Source organism: Burkholderia sp. Ac-20392, from assembly GCF_017104585.1.
Taxonomy (GTDB): domain Bacteria; phylum Pseudomonadota; class Gammaproteobacteria; order Burkholderiales; family Burkholderiaceae; genus Burkholderia; species Burkholderia lata.
Window position 1 is genome coordinate 1 of the sequence record NZ_JAAGPB010000013.1, and the last position, 16,617, is coordinate 16,617.

16 protein-coding genes are annotated in these 16,617 nt (G+C 62.0%); 5 read left to right on the top strand and 11 right to left on the bottom strand.

From position 1 onward, the window contains the following. The 6 genes from ilvD to G3N99_RS03315 all read right to left on the bottom strand — a co-directional run. On the bottom strand, window positions 1–1,778 hold a 1,778-nt coding region (gene ilvD, locus G3N99_RS03290), incomplete at its 3' end, for a dihydroxy-acid dehydratase (protein ID WP_206121645.1). A gap of 57 nt (window positions 1,779–1,835) precedes the next feature. Continuing rightward, the gene (locus G3N99_RS03295; RefSeq protein WP_241011447.1) at window positions 1,836–2,906 is read right to left on the bottom strand and encodes a DUF6421 family protein; all 1,071 of its coding nucleotides are present in this window, start codon (window positions 2,904–2,906) and stop codon (window positions 1,836–1,838) included. Window positions 2,907–2,932: 26 nt separating this feature from the next. Next, window positions 2,933–3,457 carry a flavin reductase gene (locus tag G3N99_RS03300; RefSeq protein ID WP_174939486.1) on the bottom strand — a complete coding sequence of 175 codons (525 nt, stop codon included), beginning with the start codon at window positions 3,455–3,457 and terminating at the stop codon, window positions 2,933–2,935. Between the two features lie 40 nt (window positions 3,458–3,497). Beyond that, entirely contained in the window at window positions 3,498–4,802 is a 1,305-nt protein-coding gene (locus tag G3N99_RS03305; protein WP_206121647.1) for an MFS transporter, read from the bottom strand. Window positions 4,803–5,295: 493 nt separating this feature from the next. After that, complete coding sequence (locus G3N99_RS03310; RefSeq protein ID WP_206121648.1) at window positions 5,296–5,811, bottom strand: gamma-glutamylcyclotransferase family protein; 516 nt, start codon at window positions 5,809–5,811, stop codon at window positions 5,296–5,298. A gap of 52 nt (window positions 5,812–5,863) precedes the next feature. Continuing rightward, on the bottom strand, window positions 5,864–6,211 hold the full coding sequence (locus G3N99_RS03315; RefSeq protein WP_174939483.1) for an acyl carrier protein: 348 nt from the start codon (window positions 6,209–6,211) through the stop codon (window positions 5,864–5,866). 129 nt (window positions 6,212–6,340) lie between these two features. Here G3N99_RS03315 and G3N99_RS03320 point away from each other — a divergent pair, with 129 nt between their 5' ends. Next, complete coding sequence (locus tag G3N99_RS03320) at window positions 6,341–6,976, top strand: glutathione S-transferase N-terminal domain-containing protein (protein WP_174942615.1); 636 nt, start codon at window positions 6,341–6,343, stop codon at window positions 6,974–6,976. Between the two features lie 319 nt (window positions 6,977–7,295). Here the strand turns inward: G3N99_RS03320 and G3N99_RS03325 are convergent, their stop codons facing one another. The 3 genes from G3N99_RS03325 to G3N99_RS03335 all read right to left on the bottom strand — a co-directional run bounded on the left by G3N99_RS03325 (window position 7,296) and on the right by G3N99_RS03335 (window position 8,934). Continuing rightward, on the bottom strand, window positions 7,296–7,664 hold the full coding sequence (locus G3N99_RS03325; RefSeq protein WP_174983956.1) for a DUF3291 domain-containing protein: 369 nt from the start codon (window positions 7,662–7,664) through the stop codon (window positions 7,296–7,298). Window positions 7,665–7,765: 101 nt separating this feature from the next. After that, on the bottom strand, window positions 7,766–8,665 hold the full coding sequence (locus tag G3N99_RS03330) for an MBL fold metallo-hydrolase (RefSeq protein WP_206121649.1): 900 nt from the start codon (window positions 8,663–8,665) through the stop codon (window positions 7,766–7,768). After that, complete coding sequence (locus G3N99_RS03335) at window positions 8,662–8,934, bottom strand: hypothetical protein (protein WP_206121650.1); 273 nt, start codon at window positions 8,932–8,934, stop codon at window positions 8,662–8,664. The genes G3N99_RS03330 and G3N99_RS03335 overlap by 4 nt, the downstream gene beginning before the upstream one ends. 300 nt (window positions 8,935–9,234) lie before the next feature. On the opposite strand from G3N99_RS03335, the gene G3N99_RS03340 reads away from it, so the two are divergent. Next, entirely contained in the window at window positions 9,235–9,699 is a 465-nt protein-coding gene (locus G3N99_RS03340; RefSeq protein ID WP_206121679.1) for a glycine zipper domain-containing protein, read from the top strand. 1,573 nt (window positions 9,700–11,272) lie between these two features. On the opposite strand, the gene G3N99_RS03345 is transcribed toward G3N99_RS03340, so the two are convergent. Together G3N99_RS03345 and G3N99_RS03350 are read right to left on the bottom strand one after the other, a co-directional pair. Next, window positions 11,273–12,397, bottom strand: coding sequence for a porin (locus G3N99_RS03345; protein WP_206121651.1), 1,125 nt, complete (start codon window positions 12,395–12,397; stop codon window positions 11,273–11,275). Window positions 12,398–13,182: 785 nt separating this feature from the next. Then, window positions 13,183–14,115 (bottom strand): LysR family transcriptional regulator, encoded by a 933-nt coding sequence (locus G3N99_RS03350; RefSeq protein WP_206121652.1) that lies wholly within the window; start codon window positions 14,113–14,115, stop codon window positions 13,183–13,185. Between the two features lie 73 nt (window positions 14,116–14,188). Between G3N99_RS03350 and G3N99_RS03355 the strand changes: the two genes are divergently transcribed. Genes G3N99_RS03355 through G3N99_RS03365 form a run of 3 tightly spaced genes read left to right on the top strand, consistent with a single transcriptional unit; the run spans window position 14,189 to window position 16,413 of the window. Further along, on the top strand, window positions 14,189–15,082 hold the full coding sequence (locus G3N99_RS03355; protein WP_206121653.1) for an MBL fold metallo-hydrolase: 894 nt from the start codon (window positions 14,189–14,191) through the stop codon (window positions 15,080–15,082). Between the two features lie 18 nt (window positions 15,083–15,100). Continuing rightward, complete coding sequence (locus G3N99_RS03360) at window positions 15,101–15,451, top strand: RidA family protein (RefSeq protein WP_206121654.1); 351 nt, start codon at window positions 15,101–15,103, stop codon at window positions 15,449–15,451. Further along, entirely contained in the window at window positions 15,448–16,413 is a 966-nt protein-coding gene (locus tag G3N99_RS03365) for an alpha/beta hydrolase (RefSeq protein WP_206121655.1), read from the top strand. The genes G3N99_RS03360 and G3N99_RS03365 overlap by 4 nt, the downstream gene beginning before the upstream one ends. Window positions 16,414–16,617 lie beyond the last annotated feature (204 nt).

Below are 16,617 nucleotides of genomic sequence, written 5' to 3' on the forward strand. Positions count from 1 at the left end.
AGCGCGCCGGACACGCGGCGCTGCCGCTTCTCCGGCTGCCACGCGCGCTCGCCGCGCTCTGCCATCGCCGCACGGCGGCGCTGCAGTTCGTCGTCGGACACCAGGACGTTGATCGAGCGGCTCGGGATGTCGATCTCGATCGTGTCGCCGTTCTCGAGCAGCCCGATCTCGCCGCCTTCCGCCGCCTCGGGCGACACGTGCCCGATCGACAGCCCCGACGAGCCGCCGGAAAAGCGGCCGTCGGTGATCAGCGCACACTCCTTCGCGAGCCCCTTCGATTTCAGGTAGCTGGTCGGATAGAGCATCTCCTGCATGCCCGGCCCGCCGCGCGGCCCCTCGTAGCGGACGATCACGATGTCGCCCGGGCCGACCGCGCCGCCGAGAATGCCCTCGACGGCTTCCTCCTGCCCTTCGAACACGCGCGCGGTGCCGGTGAACTTCAGCATCCCGCCATCGACACCCGCGGTCTTCACGATGCAACCGTCGCGCGCGATGTTGCCGAACAGCACCGCGAGCCCGCCGTCGCGCGAGAACGCATGTTCGGCATCGCGGATGCAGCCGGTCTTGCGGTCGAGATCGAGCTCGTCGTAGCGGTTTTCCTGGCTGAACGCGACGTGCGAGCGCACGCCGCCGGGCGCCGCGCGATAGAAGCGCGACACCGAATCGACGCGATTGCGCATCACGTCCCAGCGTGCGAGCACATGGGCGACGCTCGGCGCATGGACGGTCGGCAGCGTCGTGTTCAGCAGCCCGGCGCGATCGAGCTCGCCCATGATCCCGATCACGCCGCCGGCACGGTGCACGTCCTCCATGTGCACGTCCTGCACGGACGGCGCGACCTTGCACAGCACCGGCACGCGGCGCGACAGCCGGTCGATGTCGGCCATCGTGAAGTGCACCTCGCCTTCGTGCGCGGCGGCCAGCAGGTGCAGCACCGTGTTGGTCGAGCCGCCCATCGCGATGTCGAGCGTCATCGCGTTCTCGAACGCATCGCGCGTCGCGATCGAACGCGGCAGCACGCTCGCATCGTCCTGCTCGTAGTAGCGGCGTGCGAGATCGACGATCACGCGCCCGGCCTCGAGGAACAGGCGCTTGCGATCCGCATGCGTCGCGAGTACCGAGCCGTTGCCCGGCAGCGCGAGCCCGAGCGCTTCGGCGAGGCAGTTCATCGAGTTCGCGGTAAACATCCCGGAACACGAGCCGCAGGTCGGGCATGCGACATTCTCGACCGCGCGCACCTCGTCGTCCGTCACCTGCGAGTCGGCGGCCACCACCATCGCGTCGATCAGGTCGAATGCGCGGTGCTTGCCGCGGAACGTCAGTTTCCCGGATTCCATCGGGCCGCCCGACACGAAGATCACCGGGATGTTCAGGCGCATCGCGGCCATCAGCATCCCCGGCGTGATCTTGTCGCAGTTCGAGATGCACACCATCGCGTCCGCGCAGTGCGCGTTCACCATGTACTCGACGCTGTCGGCGATCAGCTCGCGCGACGGCAGGCTGTACAGCATGCCGTCGTGGCCCATCGCGATGCCGTCGTCGATCGCGATCGTGTTGAATTCCTTCGCGACCGCGCCGGCCGCTTCGATCTCGCGCGCGACGAGCTGGCCGAGATCCTTCAGGTGCACGTGCCCGGGCACGAACTGCGTGAACGAATTGACGACCGCGATGATCGGCTTGTCGAAATCGGCGTCGGTCATCCCGGTGGCGCGCCACAGGCTGCGTGCGCCCGCCATGTTGCGGCCGTGGGTGGAAGTGCGTGAACGGTAGGTAGGCATCCTGATCCTCGATAGATTCGGTTCGAAAAGACGGGCGGGGCGGCCGGCGGGCCGCCGTCAGTGCGGCCGTCCGGCCGCGCCCCAGTTGTTGTCGTTCTTCGCGAGCGTCGGCAGCACGAACGACAGGATCTTTCTCCGGTCGAGATCGGACGACATGCTGAGCTTGTATTCGAGCGCCGTCAGCTTGATCACGATGGACCTGAGCGCCTGGGTCAGACGTTCGTAGCCCCCTTCGAAATAGAGCGTGCCGCCACGCTGCGCGATAACGCCGTGGCGGGACAGGTAATGGAACAGCGCGACCGACGAGCGCGCGTCGTAGTTGTCGAGCGGCGGCGCCTGCAGCGGATAGCGGATCAGGCGCTCGGCCAGGATGTACTGGATCGACGCGCGCAGCACGCGGTCGTCCGAGCGCAGCCGGAACAGCGCGAGGATCGACAGGATGTCCACCCGCAGCTCCTCCGCGCCCGCGCCGTTGCGGGTGCTCTTCGCATCGAGGTGCTCCGGAATCGGCAGGAAACCCGTGCGATGGTGGTACTCGTGCAGGTGGACCCAGATCGCGCTTGCCTGCGTCAGCAGCGCGTCGTCCGCCGCGAGCAGGTCCGGGAACGCCGTCGGCGACCAGCTCGCCTCGATCGCCGGGCGCGTGTAACGCTTGAAGCGCTCGACGAACTTGTCGATGAAGTAGTACGCCTTGTGATACGCGCGCAGGTCGGCGTCGATGAAGTTCTCGCCGAACACCGCGACCGCGAGCGGGTTGCGAAAGCCGTCCGTGCACATGCGGATCTGCACCGGCAGCGCGTTGCCGTCCGGCGCGATCGCAAGCACGCTCGGCGGAATCGGCACCGGCGCGATCGCGGCCGCTTCGAGGAACGCGTCGGCGTTGTACGGCACGTCGAAGAACCCGAGGATGAAGCTCGGGTCCACCGAGTACGTGAGGTCGAGCAGGCGCCCCGATGCGAGGCAGCGGTTCTCCAGCGTCACGAGCAGCGCGCGCACGTGCGGGTTGTCGGCGTAGTCGCCGAGATGCGTGCGCGCGCATTGCGCGATGCGCGCGACGTCGGTGCGGAAACCGCCGGCGAGAATCTCGCCGCGGCAGCGGTTGGTGGCTTGTACGATTTCGCGTTTCATGTCGATCATCCTGTCGGCACGCGTCGTCACACGACGCGGAATTCGCGCTGCAGATAGACGAGCGCCTCGTCATCGGGCTCTGCGCAGTGCAGCGCCACCACTTCACCGACCAGCAGCTCGTGGGTCGCCGCGCTCATCGACGCCACCAGCCGGCAGTCGAGCGCGATGCGTGCGCTCGACAGCACCGGCGCGCGCGTCGAGAGCTCGCCCCAGTCGCCCACCGTGAAGCGCGCGTCGCGCTCGTGCGTGGTGCGGCCCGCGAACACGTCGGCAAGAAAACGGTCGGCCGCACCGAGCGTGTTCACGCAGAACACCTCGTTCGCGATCAGCCGCTGCGCCGACACGCTGCCGCGGTTGACCGACACGAGCACCGTCGGCGGCGCATCGGACACCGACAGCACGGCGGTCGCCGTCATGCCGCAGCGACCTGCAGGCCCGTCGCTCGTGAGCACGTGAACGGCCGACGCCACGCGGCACATCGCATCGCGAAAGCGCTGCGGCGACGCGCCGATCGACTGGTCGGGGAACCGTGCGGGTTCGTTGTGGATCATGTCCTGTCTCCGTGCATGGGGGAAAAGGCCGCGCATCGCGCTACCGGTTCACCAGCGCCTTCGGCAACGACAGCGCGAGCAGCCCGCCCAGCGCCATGCAGCCGGCCATCATGTAGAGGCCCGCGTCGTTCGATGCGGTCAGTTGCTTGAGCAGCCCCATCAGGTACGGGCCGAGGAAGCCCGCGAGATTGCCGATCGAATTGATCATCGCGATCCCGGCCGCGGCCGCGGTGCCGCCGAGGAACGCGGTCGGCAGGCTCCAGAACAGCGGGATCGCGGTGAGGATGCCCATCGTCGCGAGCGTCAGCGCCGCGATCGCCAGCCCGGTCTGATGCGCCCAGCCGACCGCCAGCACGAGCCCGATCGTGCCCATCGCGCCGGGCACCGCGAGATGCCAGCGACGCTCGCGATGCCGGTCCGAGCTGCGCGCGATCGCGATCATCGCGACCACCGCCAGCGCGTAGGGCACCGTCGACAGCAGCCCGATCGTCAGCGGATCGGCCACGCCCGTCGCATGAATGAGCGTCGGCAGCCAGAAGCCGACGCCGTACAGGCCGATCACGAACGAGAAGTAGATCGCGCACATCAGCCACACGCGCGGATTCGCCAGCACCGCGCCGAGCGTCAAGTGCGACTTGACCGCTTCCTCGGCATTCACGTTGCGTTCGAGCAGCGCGCGCTCGTCCTCGCTCAGCCACTTCGCATGCGCGATGCGATCGTCGAGCAGCGTGTAGACGAGCAGCCCCGCGACGATCGACGGCAGCCCTTCGAGCAGATACAGCCACTGCCAGCCGTGCCAGCCGTTGGCCCCGTCGAACGCCTTCAGGATGTAGCCCGAGATCGGTCCGCCGACGACGCCCGACAGCGCGACGGCCGTCATGAACACCGTCGTGATCCGCCCGCGCCGATGGGCCGGATACCAGTAGGTCAGGTACAGGATCACGCCCGGAAAGAAGCCGGCCTCCGCGGCGCCGAGCAGGAAGCGCATCGCGTAGAAGGCCGTCGGCGTCGTGACGAACATCGTCAGCGCGGATACCGCGCCCCACGTCACCATGATTCGCGCGATCCACACGCGTGCGCCGATGCGGTGGAGGATCAGGTTGCTCGGCACCTCGAAGATGAAATAGCCGAAGAAGAAGATGCCGGCGCCGAGCCCGTAGGCCGCGTCGGACAGCCCGAGATCGCCGGCCATCTGCAGCTTCGCGAAGCCGACGTTCACGCGGTCGAGATAGGACACCAGGTAACACAACAGCAGCAACGGCATCAGCCGCCACGCGACCTTGCGATAAGCGGCTTCCTCCGACACCCGCAAAGCGGGCGATACGGTCGATACGAGCGTCTCCATCATTTTTTTCCTTTCTTGCGATCGGTTGTTTTTCGTTGCGCACTGCGTCCTGCACGCTGCGCCCGACGATCACGTTCGTCATCCGGCGCGCACGTCGGCGGGCCGTCCTCCTACGGTCGGCGCGTTCGTGTGCGCGGGATGCCGCGGGCCGCACGCAGGCGCGCGGCATTCGTCAGGCGGTGCGTCGGATCCGGGTCGTGTGCCGCGAATCAGGTGCGCATCGGCCTTGCGGGGGCCGATGGCGGCCTGGCCGTGCGTCCGGGGGCTCGTTGTACGTCGTTGTGCCCGGGAACTGCGTCGCCGGCGAGGCGTAGCGCGCGCGTGGCGCGCGGGTAGTCGAAAGCGTTCTTCATGTTTCGCCTTTTGCTCACATGCCCGCTTAGGGCGCCTTTAAGACGTTCATCGACGTTCGAAGTCGGGAACGCACCGCTGGACCGAGCGCTCTTGTGGAGCATTCGATGCCTTGATCCCATCTGGCCGCACGCGGCGGCCGTCACTGCATTTCGGGCGGACGATCGCGCAGCCCGGCCATGTACGCGACCGTCCGGTCGCGATACGCCGCCGACACGCCGGCGTCCGCCAGCCCGCGCACCAGCAGGTCGCGATAGCGCACGCTCGGCGCCGCTTCGCAATCGAGCGTGACCGCGCCGCGATACGTGAGCGCATGCACGCGCATCCCGCCCGACTCCCGCACCTCGACTGCGTAGCGCACGTAGCGGCCGAGATGCACCCCTTCGCGGCGCTCCAGCGCATCGAGCATGCGCATCGGCAACCGGTACAGCGCGCCTTCGACGATCGCGCCGGCGGCCGGCTCGATGTTCGCGCAGCAGACCGGCTCGTTGAGCGACGCGTAGTTGAACGCCAGGCGGTGCCCGTCGAGCCGCGCCGCCCCCTCGAAATACGGCGCCGCGTCGCAGCGGAGCGATGCGGACAGGCTCGCGAGGTTCATGCACGAGCCATACGCGAAGTACGTGAAATGCTCGCCGCGCAGCAGGTCGTCCGCCGTCATCGCGTCGCACGCCCGATACGGGCGCCCGTGACCGTGATCGCGTCCGGGCGCATCAGAGCAACGCACCCGCGGTGCGCGGCGTACCGAGCACGTAGTGATCGTAGATCGCCGCAACCGATGCGATCGAGTCGAGCACGAAGTCGCCGATCGGAATCTCGATCCGCAACGTCTGCTCGATGAACAGGACGAAATGCACGAGCGACAGCGAATCGAGCAGGTTGGCGTCGAGCAGGTTCGTCTGCGCGGTCACGCGCGCCGGTGCGCCCGGGTCGATACCCGCCAGAAACGTCTTCACGTTGTCGATCAATTCGTCGAGGCTCATCATCCGCATCACGATCACGCTCCAGAAACACTCGTTCATCCCGGCCCGCGCGCCGCGCGCTGCGAGCACCGTCTTCATCGAACCGCAGAGTCCTTCACATCGTCTTTCGCTTTTGACTTTCGATCGGGCGTCATGCACCATGCGACGCGTCGACCCGACAAACCCGGCCAGCATCTCCATCAGAGATAAATAGGAGACTTAATCAATATGAAAACTCATACGCTGTTCTACTGCCCCGGCCATCTCTCATTTGCACCGCACGTCATCCTGCGCGAGCTGGGTGAACCCTTCGAACTCGCGCTCGTCTCGATCAAGGACGGTGCGACGCAGAGCGCCGAATTCCGGCGGCTCAACCCGAAAGGCAAGGTGCCCGTGCTGCATACCGGCGACGAGGTGCTGACCGAGTCGTCTGCCATCCTGCTCTATCTTGCGCTGCGATTTCCGCAGGCGCGGCTGGTGCCCGATACCGCGATGGGCGTCGCACGCGCCGTCGAATGGATGAACTGGCTCGCGTCAGTGCTGCCCGGGACGGTCGCGCTCAATTTCCATCCGTCGCGCTTCAGCGACGACACGGCCGCGCATGACGGCATCCGCGAGAAAGGCCGCGCGGGCATCCTCACTGCGTATGCGCAGATCGACGAGCGGCTCTCCGCGCGCGACTGGGCGCTCGGCGACCACTACTCGATCGTCGATCCGATGCTGCTGATCTTCTTCAAATGGGGGAACATGCTGAAGCTCGACATGCGCGGGTTCGCGCACTGGGCGGAGCACACGGAGCGCATGCTCCGCCGCCCTGCCGTCGCGACTGCGTTGTCGGTCGAGCAGATCTCGGTCTGGGCGTAGCGGCGAAGCCGGGTCGGGCTCGTGCCCGATCCGCCATCCCGCCCGCGTCCAATGCATCTCCATCATCGTCTCAGGTCCTTTTCGCCGCTTTTCTTTCTTTGATGCCCCGGCCTGACACACGGACATGATTTGCAATGTCCCGGCGGACCAGCGCCACGACTCCGGGAACAGGAGCCGCGACCGCAATCGTGAATGGCGTTCTCTCGTGTCACCGGCCCTTCGGCACAATTTCCGTGATCACGACGAATGCGTGAACAATGCAGCATCCATTCCGAGACGTCCAATATATTTTCGGCAATCGATTGAGTCGCAGAAAATATCATTCGCGCGATTCTCGCCCCGGCGGAAACAATCCCGCGCCATCTCGCCGACCAATTCGCCGATCGACGATTACCGGGTTGTAAGCGGGATCGTCATGCGGCGTCGGAATGCAGCCCTGAGGGACCCGCCACAACGCCGTCCTAGGGCCGTCAGGATGATGAAACCATTCGGCGGCGTTCCTGAACGGTACGCCGTGACCGCTTTGGTAGACGAAACGCCGCAGACTATCGACCGATTCCCATAAAGACATATTCAATAGCATCAGCGGATCGTCAAACCCGCGAACTCCCGTGACATCACCCTCGGACGTCTGCAATCGCCAGACGAGGCCTGGCGAGCGCTCGGCCGGTGCGTTGATGTTCTTCAATTACGCGACGTAGCGCTGCATCAACGGAGCGTCCAGCGGCCCGCGGGGCGTGCGCGATGCTCCGTTACGCCAAGCAGCAAGCGTCATCTGTCATGGTCTCCTCATCTTGCGTCGACGTGAGCTTGCGGGCCGGCGGGAAAGGCCTTGTCCGATACCTGCAGCGCCAGCTCCGCCGCTACGGCATCCGCCCCGGCTTTGATGAAGACGTCGAGGTCGGCCGTGGGCAGGAAGTGCTTCATGACGGCCGCCAGCTCGTCCTTCCCAGCATCGTCCAGGCTGCGATTGCCGTTGGCGAGCCGCGCCACCGCCGCGCGATAGCACCCGATGTAAGCACGCTGCGCGGCAATAATGGCGGTTGGCTCGCCGGCTGGGCCGTGGCCCGTATAGAACAATGCGATGTCGCCGGACAGACGCTCGAGCGCGTCGAGGCTGCGCAACCAGTCCGCCGTATGGCCGTCGTTCATGAAGGAATGGACGCCGTTGAAAACCATGTCACCGACGAAGGCGACACGCCGGTGACATCCCACGGTCCAGACCAAATCCCAGTGCGATTCGCCCGGGCCAAACTCCCTGACCTCGAACGGCACGCCATCGAAATGCAGCACGTCGCCGTCGCGCACGAAGCGATTGGCGAAGGTGCGCAGTGCCGGCCAATCGTCGCCGAACACCGACTGCCACTGGACGGCCTTGGCATCGTCGATACGGCGCATGGCCTCGTCGACACTTCGCGTGGCGATGACCGGCACCTCGTCGAAACCGCGGATCAGCTCGCCGACACCGTTGTAGTGATCGGGATGCCCGTGCGTAATCAGCACCGCGAGCAAGGGTTTGCGCAGCGCATCCAGCCGGTGACGCACCTGGCGCGCGTCCGATACGGTCATCATCGCGTCGATGGCCACGACACCGTTCGACAGCTCGATCAAGAACGCGTTGGTGAGAAAGGTGCGCGCACCGGAGGTGCAGGTCACCACATTGAATTCCGGCTCCTTGAAAACCGTCATTTGAAGACTCTCTCATTAAGCGAAATCCCGCGAGACATGCGGGGCAGCATGTTGATTTCAATTTGCCCGTCGAGCAGGGCCTCGTCCGGCAGTCGGTATCGACTGCCGCATTGATCGGGGATGTGCGCATCGGGAATCTCGCGGTGCAGCTTGCGGGTGACCTCGATACGACTTTCCGGGTCGTCCCATGCCACCGCCGGCGTGCGCACGATTTCAGCGCCGGGCGCCGCCAGGCTCGATTCCTTTTCCGCGTTCATCCTGACCGGCATGATCCTCGTCAATCGATGATTTCCATCCAGAAGCGGCATTCCATAGAAAGACTTGCCGAAAGAGCTCGGCGTCGATGGACGTTTTTGTGCGATTCGATGGAGAAATAATGGAGCCGAGATAAAAAATCAGCAACGCCCAGTCGGCTTTCCGGGCCCACACATTCTGTTACGACAATGGCGAACCTTGGTTTGATCGGAGTGCTATCTTTCGCCGGCCTTTCGTTGAAAAGACTCGTTATAACGAATTGGCAGCAACGCAAGAAACCGGACTTCAGATTGAGCACAAGGAAGAGCATTCGCATGTTGAAGAAGATCGCCTCCGCATTCATCGTCACCGCGGCTGCAGTGATTTCACTGCCGGCCGCGGCGGACAACTGGGACAACGCGCTCGGCGGTGCGCTGGGCGGTATCGCCGGCGCTACGGTCGGCGACGCCCTCGGCGGCCGCACCGGCGCGGTGGTGGGCGGCGCGATCGGTGGTGGCGCCGGCGGCGCAATCGCAGCGAACCGCGACGAGCGCGAGGGTGCAATCATTGGCGGCGCACTCGGCGGCGGCGCAGGCACCGCGGCCGGCCACGCGATGGGCGGCCGCAACGGCGGGCTTCTGGGTGCGGCGCTCGGCGGTGGCGGCGGCGCGGCACTGGGGGGCAACCTCGGCCGCAACGCGCGGGAGCGCGACGATGCACGGGACCGCGACAACACGCGCAGGATGCGTCGCAACAAGCATCGCTACGACGAGGCGTACTACGACAACAACGCTTACTGAGCGGTTCGTCGACGCCTGGCGAACGCGCGTGCGACGAAATGACATGCGCGTTCCGCCCGTCACGTCACACGGCGCAATTTCGCTGCAGTCGGCCCGATCGTCGACGGCACCACCTGTACGCCGCAAAATGGCAGTTCGGTCCCGACGGCATTTACGCTGCCAATTGGTGGCTTGCGGGGGAAGATGAGCATCGTGCAGGGAACCGTCTGGTCGACGCAGCGGCACTTCTCGGTAATGGTGGGCGGTGCGGGATCCGTACTATTGCGAAACGGGATACGCACACCCTGAGGCTTTAAGGCCGGTATCGCGCTCAATGATCTCTACGGCGAGTTCGGTTGGTAATCGCACATTGGGGGCACCATGTTCCCGCACTTATGTTGATTGGCCGAGACTCCCAGACGTGACCGCGATGGCATTGCCAAGTCAACTTGGTCCGCCTCCCCTGATACGCTGCTGATAGACACAACCCACCACGAGCGGTCGCAAGCCCTCGCATGTCATCGATTGTTTGACGCAATTTGAGGCCTGCACATTGCCGACACCAGTGTCCGAGCCACACTTGACTCGCTATTGCCAACCATTCGTGACCCACTGCGCAACGGAAAGGGTATTTTTCGGCTGAACCCACATAAGCCTCTGCCAAACAAACGCCACCCTTTTCTCGGGCGGCCGCCTGCAGACGTGCCAATCCATTGGGATCAACCTGCCCGGAGGAGGTTGATTTTGCGCAACGACCACACCAGGTTCCACGGAAGATATCGTTGGCCCGGGCTTCCCAGCGATGCCCCTTTGCACATTCAAATCCATATAGACGGCTTTCGATCGTATAGCTGGTCGAAAGACATTTTCCGCCTCTCTCTCGTGCTTTCGCGTGAAGCCGGGCTAAACCATCCGAGCAACAGCGTCGCCGCGTCGCGTCACCATGCGCGCAGCTCGGACACCAACGCCCCTCACTGATCTTTCTTCCCTCCACGCTCCACTCGTGCCCCTCTGCGCAACGAATTTGGTAGCGTGCAAATAGCCCGATGAACGGGCCACTCAGAAGCGTCCCCCCTCGTTCTGCCAACTTCCCCAACCATCTATCACGTATATCTTCTTGCTGACAGAACACGCATACCGGTGCACCGCCATTTCGATAAAGCAAGGTCAAGGCCACACGCTCGAAAGCGTGCCCACGAGCACAAGCGAACTGATGACGTGAATTGACACCCCTCCACTCGCTCGACAAACATTGCCAACCATATTTAGCAGCGCACTGTCGCAACCTCTCAAGCATGCTCCCTCACTTCGCCACCACAATCCCGCCGCATTGGCGCCTGAATCAACAGCGACACGAGGCGCCCAAGGCGCTGCGAGAAATTCAAGCCCCACCATCTTTTACATGAGTCACTGCGAACAGCAGAGTTCGCATCCACACGGGCGCACACTACCGACAGCGCTTACAAAAGCCAGCTATCAAATTCGACGATTCGCCGTCGTTTCGCAATACTTATAATTATCCAGACTTGAATTCACGCATCAAAAAAAAGCGCCCGAAGGCGCTTTTTCGGAACCGACTAGCCAGCCGTCACGCTTAGAAGCGGTGACGCAGGCCGACCGTTGCGGCGGTTTGGCTGACCTTCGAGCTCGGGTACGCGTTGATGTCGCCGTTGTAAATCGATGCGCCCAAACCGGCGCCCTTCGTACCACGCTGGTACACCGCCTGAGCGTAGACGTCCGTACGCTTCGACAGGAAGTAATCAGCTTGCACGCCGAACTGATTCCAGTGCGTGCTGTTGCCGTTCTGCTTCGCATTCGTGTACGTATAGGCAGCGCCCAAGCCGAGAGCCGGCGTCAGATTGTACTTCGCGTTGACTTCGTAGTTGTCCGCGCGCAGCGTACCCAGGCCGTTCGTCTGGTTGTCGAGACGCGATTGCGTCCATGCCGCGCCGACTTGAGCCGGACCGAATGCATAGGCTGCTGCAATACCATACGTACGCGTACGGCCCTGAATGCCGAATGCGTTGCCGTTCGTATCGACGCTCGGGTTCACCGCGCCCGACGTGGACAGGCCCGCGTTGTTCGCTTGCGAGTACGCCGCACCCAGCTTCAGGCCTTGGTACTGGTACGACAGGCCGGCGCTGTATGCACGGTTGTTGGCAAAGTTCGTGCTGTTCGAGAACGAGTACGTGCCACCGAATTGCAGGCCAGCGTAGTTCACGCTCGTGTACTTGATCGTATTGTTCAGCGCGACGTCGCCGTTCGTGCTCAGGCGGTCATTGTTCAGCGGGTGTGCGAAGTACGTGCCGCCCCACGAGCCCGTTGCCGTCAGCGGCGCCAGGTAATCTTGCGTTGCGTCGTATTGCTTGCCCAGCGTGACCGTGCCGTACTGGCTCGACAGGCCGACGAATGCCTGGCGGTTGAACATGCCGCCGTTGCCGTTCGCGAACTTGCCGTTACCGATGTTGAAGCCGCTTTCCAACGTGAAGATTGCCTTCAGGCCGCCACCCAGGTCTTCCGAGCCACGCAGGCCGAAACGGCTCTGGTCAATGCCCGAACCCATCGAAAAGCGCGACTTGCCTTGGCCGGATGCGGTCTGGACGTTGCTCGTGTAGGTGATGCCTGCGTCCAGCACGCCGTACAGCGTGACGCTGCTTTGCGCGTGAGCGACGGTAGCAAACGATGCCGCAGCGGCTGCGACGATCAGAGTCTTGTTCATTCGTGGAGCTCCCTTCTAAAAAGAGGCAGGTCTCGCGACCTTGTTCATAAACGGTCTGCAACCGCCCGGAGGACCTCGTTCTGTTGGTCATGCCCGGACAGATGCCCGTTTGGGAATCGCGAGTGTAAGAGCGGTGAAAGCGACGAGCTCCACGATGAAATCGAAATTGTGTATTTCTCTTTTCGCAACAGCAAACCCACAAAGATACGCAACCCATTGTTATTAAATGATTTTGTTGCGTACCGCCGCGAATACTCACACGGTATCTTTGCCGCGATTTTCTTATACAAACGCCTTGACAGTAGCCAAAAAACTACGCCACACAATCTCAACAATTCTCGAGCGCACCTTAATCGGCTTCATCCCGACGCACGCCCTCAGCGACGATTGATCCATCGCCTCGATAGTCCTGACCACCTCAGGAGGACTGGGAACGCAAGGAGTGACGAAAACTCGAACCCACAACGACAGCGGCCCACCGCCGGGTAAAGCTCGCCTGACATCTAGCGCGTCACTGTGGGAGACTAATTCCAGCCGAAGGCCGGCCAACAACGCTATTGAGACCGCGAGCATCGTTTCTGGGAATCAACGAACAAGTGTGGGCTCTCAGAAAAGAGGGCTTTGGCCCCCTAGACCGACGTTCCTCGACGGAATTTGGCGACAAGCAGCGCCATGGACAGGCCTGCATCAGTTGGCGTTGCCAGGTGGGCGCCTGGCACTCGATCAATTGATGCCGTGAGCCCGGGTAGGGAATTTGATTTGATCGGCATGCGAACCGCTCACGTTCAAGCAGCTCGCTCGAAGGGGCACAGTTCTCTAACTAGCTGTCTCAGCCATTCGCACCCCGGCTCCCGATCTTCACGGGCATGCCATACCATTGCGATCGGATTTGCGGAGAATGAAATCGGAACGGGGCAGGTCGAAAGACCAAAACGATCCGCATACCGATGTGCAATGCGTGATGGCAAGGTCGTGAGAACGGGAGTGTCCGCCGCCATCATTAGCACTGCGAGAAAATTGGGACCGGCAGAAACTATATTGAGTTCGACGCGCGCATCGCGCAATGCATCTTCGAGGCAACCTAATATTGTATTTCGCATTGATACAACTACGTGCGGCGTTTCGACATAGGTTTGTTCGTCAATCGGCGTTTTGATCGGAATCAGATCAGGATTGAAACAACAGGTCAGTGTTTCATTAAATAGCTCGTGTCGTCGTATCCAGGGATGGGTGCTTTCGTAGCAACCGATAGCCAGATTCAGTTCACCACGATCGAGCATGTCGGGCATGTCCTGCGGATCGACCGAACGCGCCAGCAACGTCATGCCTTGAGCGTCGGTCCGGAAGCGGGCAACCATATCCGGCAGGAGCAGCGATTCGATTCCGTTTGTCATTGCAACGCGGAAGTCTCGCCGTGCGTTCGACGGATCGAACGACTCTTCCGTTTTCAATGCTTCCTGCAACTGCAGCAATGAACTCCGGACCGTATGCTGCAACGATAATGCTCGCGGGGTCGGCTGTAATGTCCGCCCAACCCTGATGAACAGTTCGTCTCTGAGCAGCAGACGCAACGTGGACAACGAGTGGCTCATTGCCGGTTGCTGGATCCGTAGTTTTGCGGCTGCGCGCGTCACGCTGCGTTCCTGCATCAGCGCATCGAACGCGATCAACAGATTCATATCGAACGAACGTAGATCGAAATGATCGATAGTTTCCATGCCTGGTATCGATTGGATGTATTAGCGTAGCCTGAGTATAGTAGATTCGTTCAGCCATCACTATGAGAGTCAGATGAGCGTCGATATCTCAACAATTTCAGCACCCCGATTTCTCGTGGGTGATATGGAAATCACACGTATCACCGAAATTTCATTCGAATTCCCGGTGACCTTTCTGTTTCCGGAATGGCAGGACAATCTGACTGAAGCACAACTCCAAAATCTGCACGAAGGTGTTTTAACGCCTGATCGCAGAAGTGCGATCGTCTATGTGAACTCCTGGGTCGTCCGAACACCCAATCTGTTGTTCATCGTCGATACCGGAATCGGAGATGGTCGAGTACGTCACATCGAAGCATTCAACAACCTTAATACCGGATACCTCGAACGAATGAAGGCTAACGGCATAGATCCGCATGCCGTCGATTTTGTATTTTGTACTCATCTTCATAGCGATCACGTTGGCTGGAACACCCATCTCTCGAACGGAGTCTGGGTTCCGACGTTTCCGTCTGCGCGTTATCTCTGGTCTCGCGGCGAGCATGACTGGGCTGCCGGAGATACTTTCAGGAATATCGTCTCTCCTGGCGTCTACGAAGACAGCGTGCGTCCGATTGTCGATGCGGGTCTTGTCGATGTTGTTCCCGACATTGGTGCAGAAGTGATCGAAGGCGTGAGGTTTCACCCCACTCCTGGGCACACTCCCGGCCATATGTCGATCAGTATCCGGTCAGGTGGAGGCGAAGCATTTTTTAGTGGCGACGTCATCCACAACCCGATTCAGATTTACCGACCGGAATGGAACTCCGCCTTCTGCGAGAACCAGGATGCGGCACGCAAGTCGAGGCACTGGATGCTCGAATATGCGGCTGAATCCGGTGCACTGGTTTTGCCTGCGCACTTTGGCGCGAATTCAGCAGGTTACGTGAAGCGGGAGTCGAACAACTTCCGCTGGATCTTCGCTTGAACTATCGGGACTATTCCATTGACTCGACCACACCTTTCACCTTCCGTCCGATCGGGAGAACTAATTTTCACTTCCGGCCAACTCGCATTCGATGCTGAAGGGCATATTGAGGGAGACGTGGTGCATCAGACTCGCGTCATACTGCAACGCATTGCATCGCTGCTCGCACCTTCGGGCCTTGGCTTGACGGACATCGGTAAAACCACGGTCTGGCTTCGCCGTGCATCAGATTTCGATGCGTTCAACGCCGCATACGCGAGCGTGTTTGGGACGCATCGACCGGCGCGATCGACGGTGGTATGTGGATTGACTGTCCCCGAGGCACTTGTCGAGATCGAGGCGGTGGCATGGTCGGGAGGTAGCGCATGAGTCACGTTCCGCTGGACCCGGGCGCGGCACGCGTTGTTGCGCTCGCGCGCGAAAGTGGGGCTTCGGGCCCGGAAGCCGGGTCCCCCGAGCAGGCGCGCGCTGCATTTCGCACAAGTCGCAAAGCGCTTGCGTCGCAGCCGGTTCAGGTTTCCTCGGTTCGGGATCTCGAAGTCGTGCGCCCGGACGGAAAACTCGGGCTCCGCTGTTATCGCGGGTGGGGAACGGACGACGGATCCCAGCTTCCATGCCTGATCTTCTTCCATTCCGGCGGCTGGGTGTCCGGTGATCTCGACACCCATGACAACGCCTGCCGAGCGATAGCCAGCACGGCGCGAATCTCGGTGATGGCGGTCGATTATCGACTCGCTCCTGAGCATCCGTTTCCGGCGGCAATCGAGGACGCGCAAGCTGCGTACGCTTACATTCTTGAACACGCGTCGTCATTGAACATCGATGCGACAAAGATCGCCGTGGGTGGTGACAGTGCGGGTGGCAACCTCGCGGCGGTTCTCACACACCTGTTGCGCGACGCGGGCGGGCATCAGCCGATCGCGCAAGTACTCCTCTATCCCGCCACCGACTTCGCGGCGAATACAGCGTCACTCGAGCAGTTCTCGCTTGGACCGACGTTGACAAAAGCAAGTCTCGATTGGTTCGCAGATCAATATTTGCCGGTAGGCGAAGATCGCCTCGACTGGAAAGCGTCACCGCTCAGGGCTCCCACTTTTGCCACCTTGCCGGAAGCGTATGTCGTGACTTGTGGCCATGATCCGTTGTGTGACGAAGGCGCCGCATATTCCGCCCGACTTCGCGATGCGGGTGTCCCGGTTCGTCATCAGCACTATCCAGGTCAGATACATGGCTTTCTGACGATGGGTGGCCTGATTCCTGAGTCAACGGTTCTGATTGGCGAGGTCGCCGTCTTTCTTGACCAAGTATTTGGCAGATTTCGCGGAGCGTAGGCGCCGCCACGAGTACGCGCTATCTCGTGTCGAGAAAGATCGAACTCCCAGGATCGTGCGCCGAACCCCACTGCACCGACAACCTGCAGTGAAGGCAGCCCCGGAACCTTGCACACGCATCGGGGGGCAGAAACTGCTGCGCTCACTGTCAAATGAGACGTCAACGATACGATGCTATCGATCGAAAATTGCGCAAAAGTTCTT

Excerpts from the sequence above, each read along its gene's own strand:
- G3N99_RS03295 (WP_241011447.1), bottom strand. The coding sequence starts at position 2,906 with ATGAAACGCGAAATCGTACAAGCCACCAACCGCTGCCGCGGCGAGATT.
- G3N99_RS03300 (WP_174939486.1), bottom strand. The coding sequence starts at position 3,457 with ATGATCCACAACGAACCCGCACGGTTCCCCGACCAGTCGATCGGCGCG.
- G3N99_RS03305 (WP_206121647.1), bottom strand. The coding sequence starts at position 4,802 with ATGGAGACGCTCGTATCGACCGTATCGCCCGCTTTGCGGGTGTCGGAG.
- G3N99_RS03310 (WP_206121648.1), bottom strand. The coding sequence starts at position 5,811 with ATGACGGCGGACGACCTGCTGCGCGGCGAGCATTTCACGTACTTCGCG.
- G3N99_RS03315 (WP_174939483.1), bottom strand. The coding sequence starts at position 6,211 with ATGAAGACGGTGCTCGCAGCGCGCGGCGCGCGGGCCGGGATGAACGAG.
- G3N99_RS03320 (WP_174942615.1), top strand. The coding sequence starts at position 6,341 with ATGAAAACTCATACGCTGTTCTACTGCCCCGGCCATCTCTCATTTGCA.
- G3N99_RS03330 (WP_206121649.1), bottom strand. The coding sequence starts at position 8,665 with ATGACGGTTTTCAAGGAGCCGGAATTCAATGTGGTGACCTGCACCTCC.
- G3N99_RS03335 (WP_206121650.1), bottom strand. The coding sequence starts at position 8,934 with ATGCCGGTCAGGATGAACGCGGAAAAGGAATCGAGCCTGGCGGCGCCC.
- G3N99_RS03340 (WP_206121679.1), top strand. The coding sequence starts at position 9,235 with ATGTTGAAGAAGATCGCCTCCGCATTCATCGTCACCGCGGCTGCAGTG.
- G3N99_RS03345 (WP_206121651.1), bottom strand. The coding sequence starts at position 12,397 with ATGAACAAGACTCTGATCGTCGCAGCCGCTGCGGCATCGTTTGCTACC.
- G3N99_RS03350 (WP_206121652.1), bottom strand. The coding sequence starts at position 14,115 with ATGGAAACTATCGATCATTTCGATCTACGTTCGTTCGATATGAATCTG.
- G3N99_RS03355 (WP_206121653.1), top strand. The coding sequence starts at position 14,189 with ATGAGCGTCGATATCTCAACAATTTCAGCACCCCGATTTCTCGTGGGT.
- G3N99_RS03365 (WP_206121655.1), top strand. The coding sequence starts at position 15,448 with ATGAGTCACGTTCCGCTGGACCCGGGCGCGGCACGCGTTGTTGCGCTC.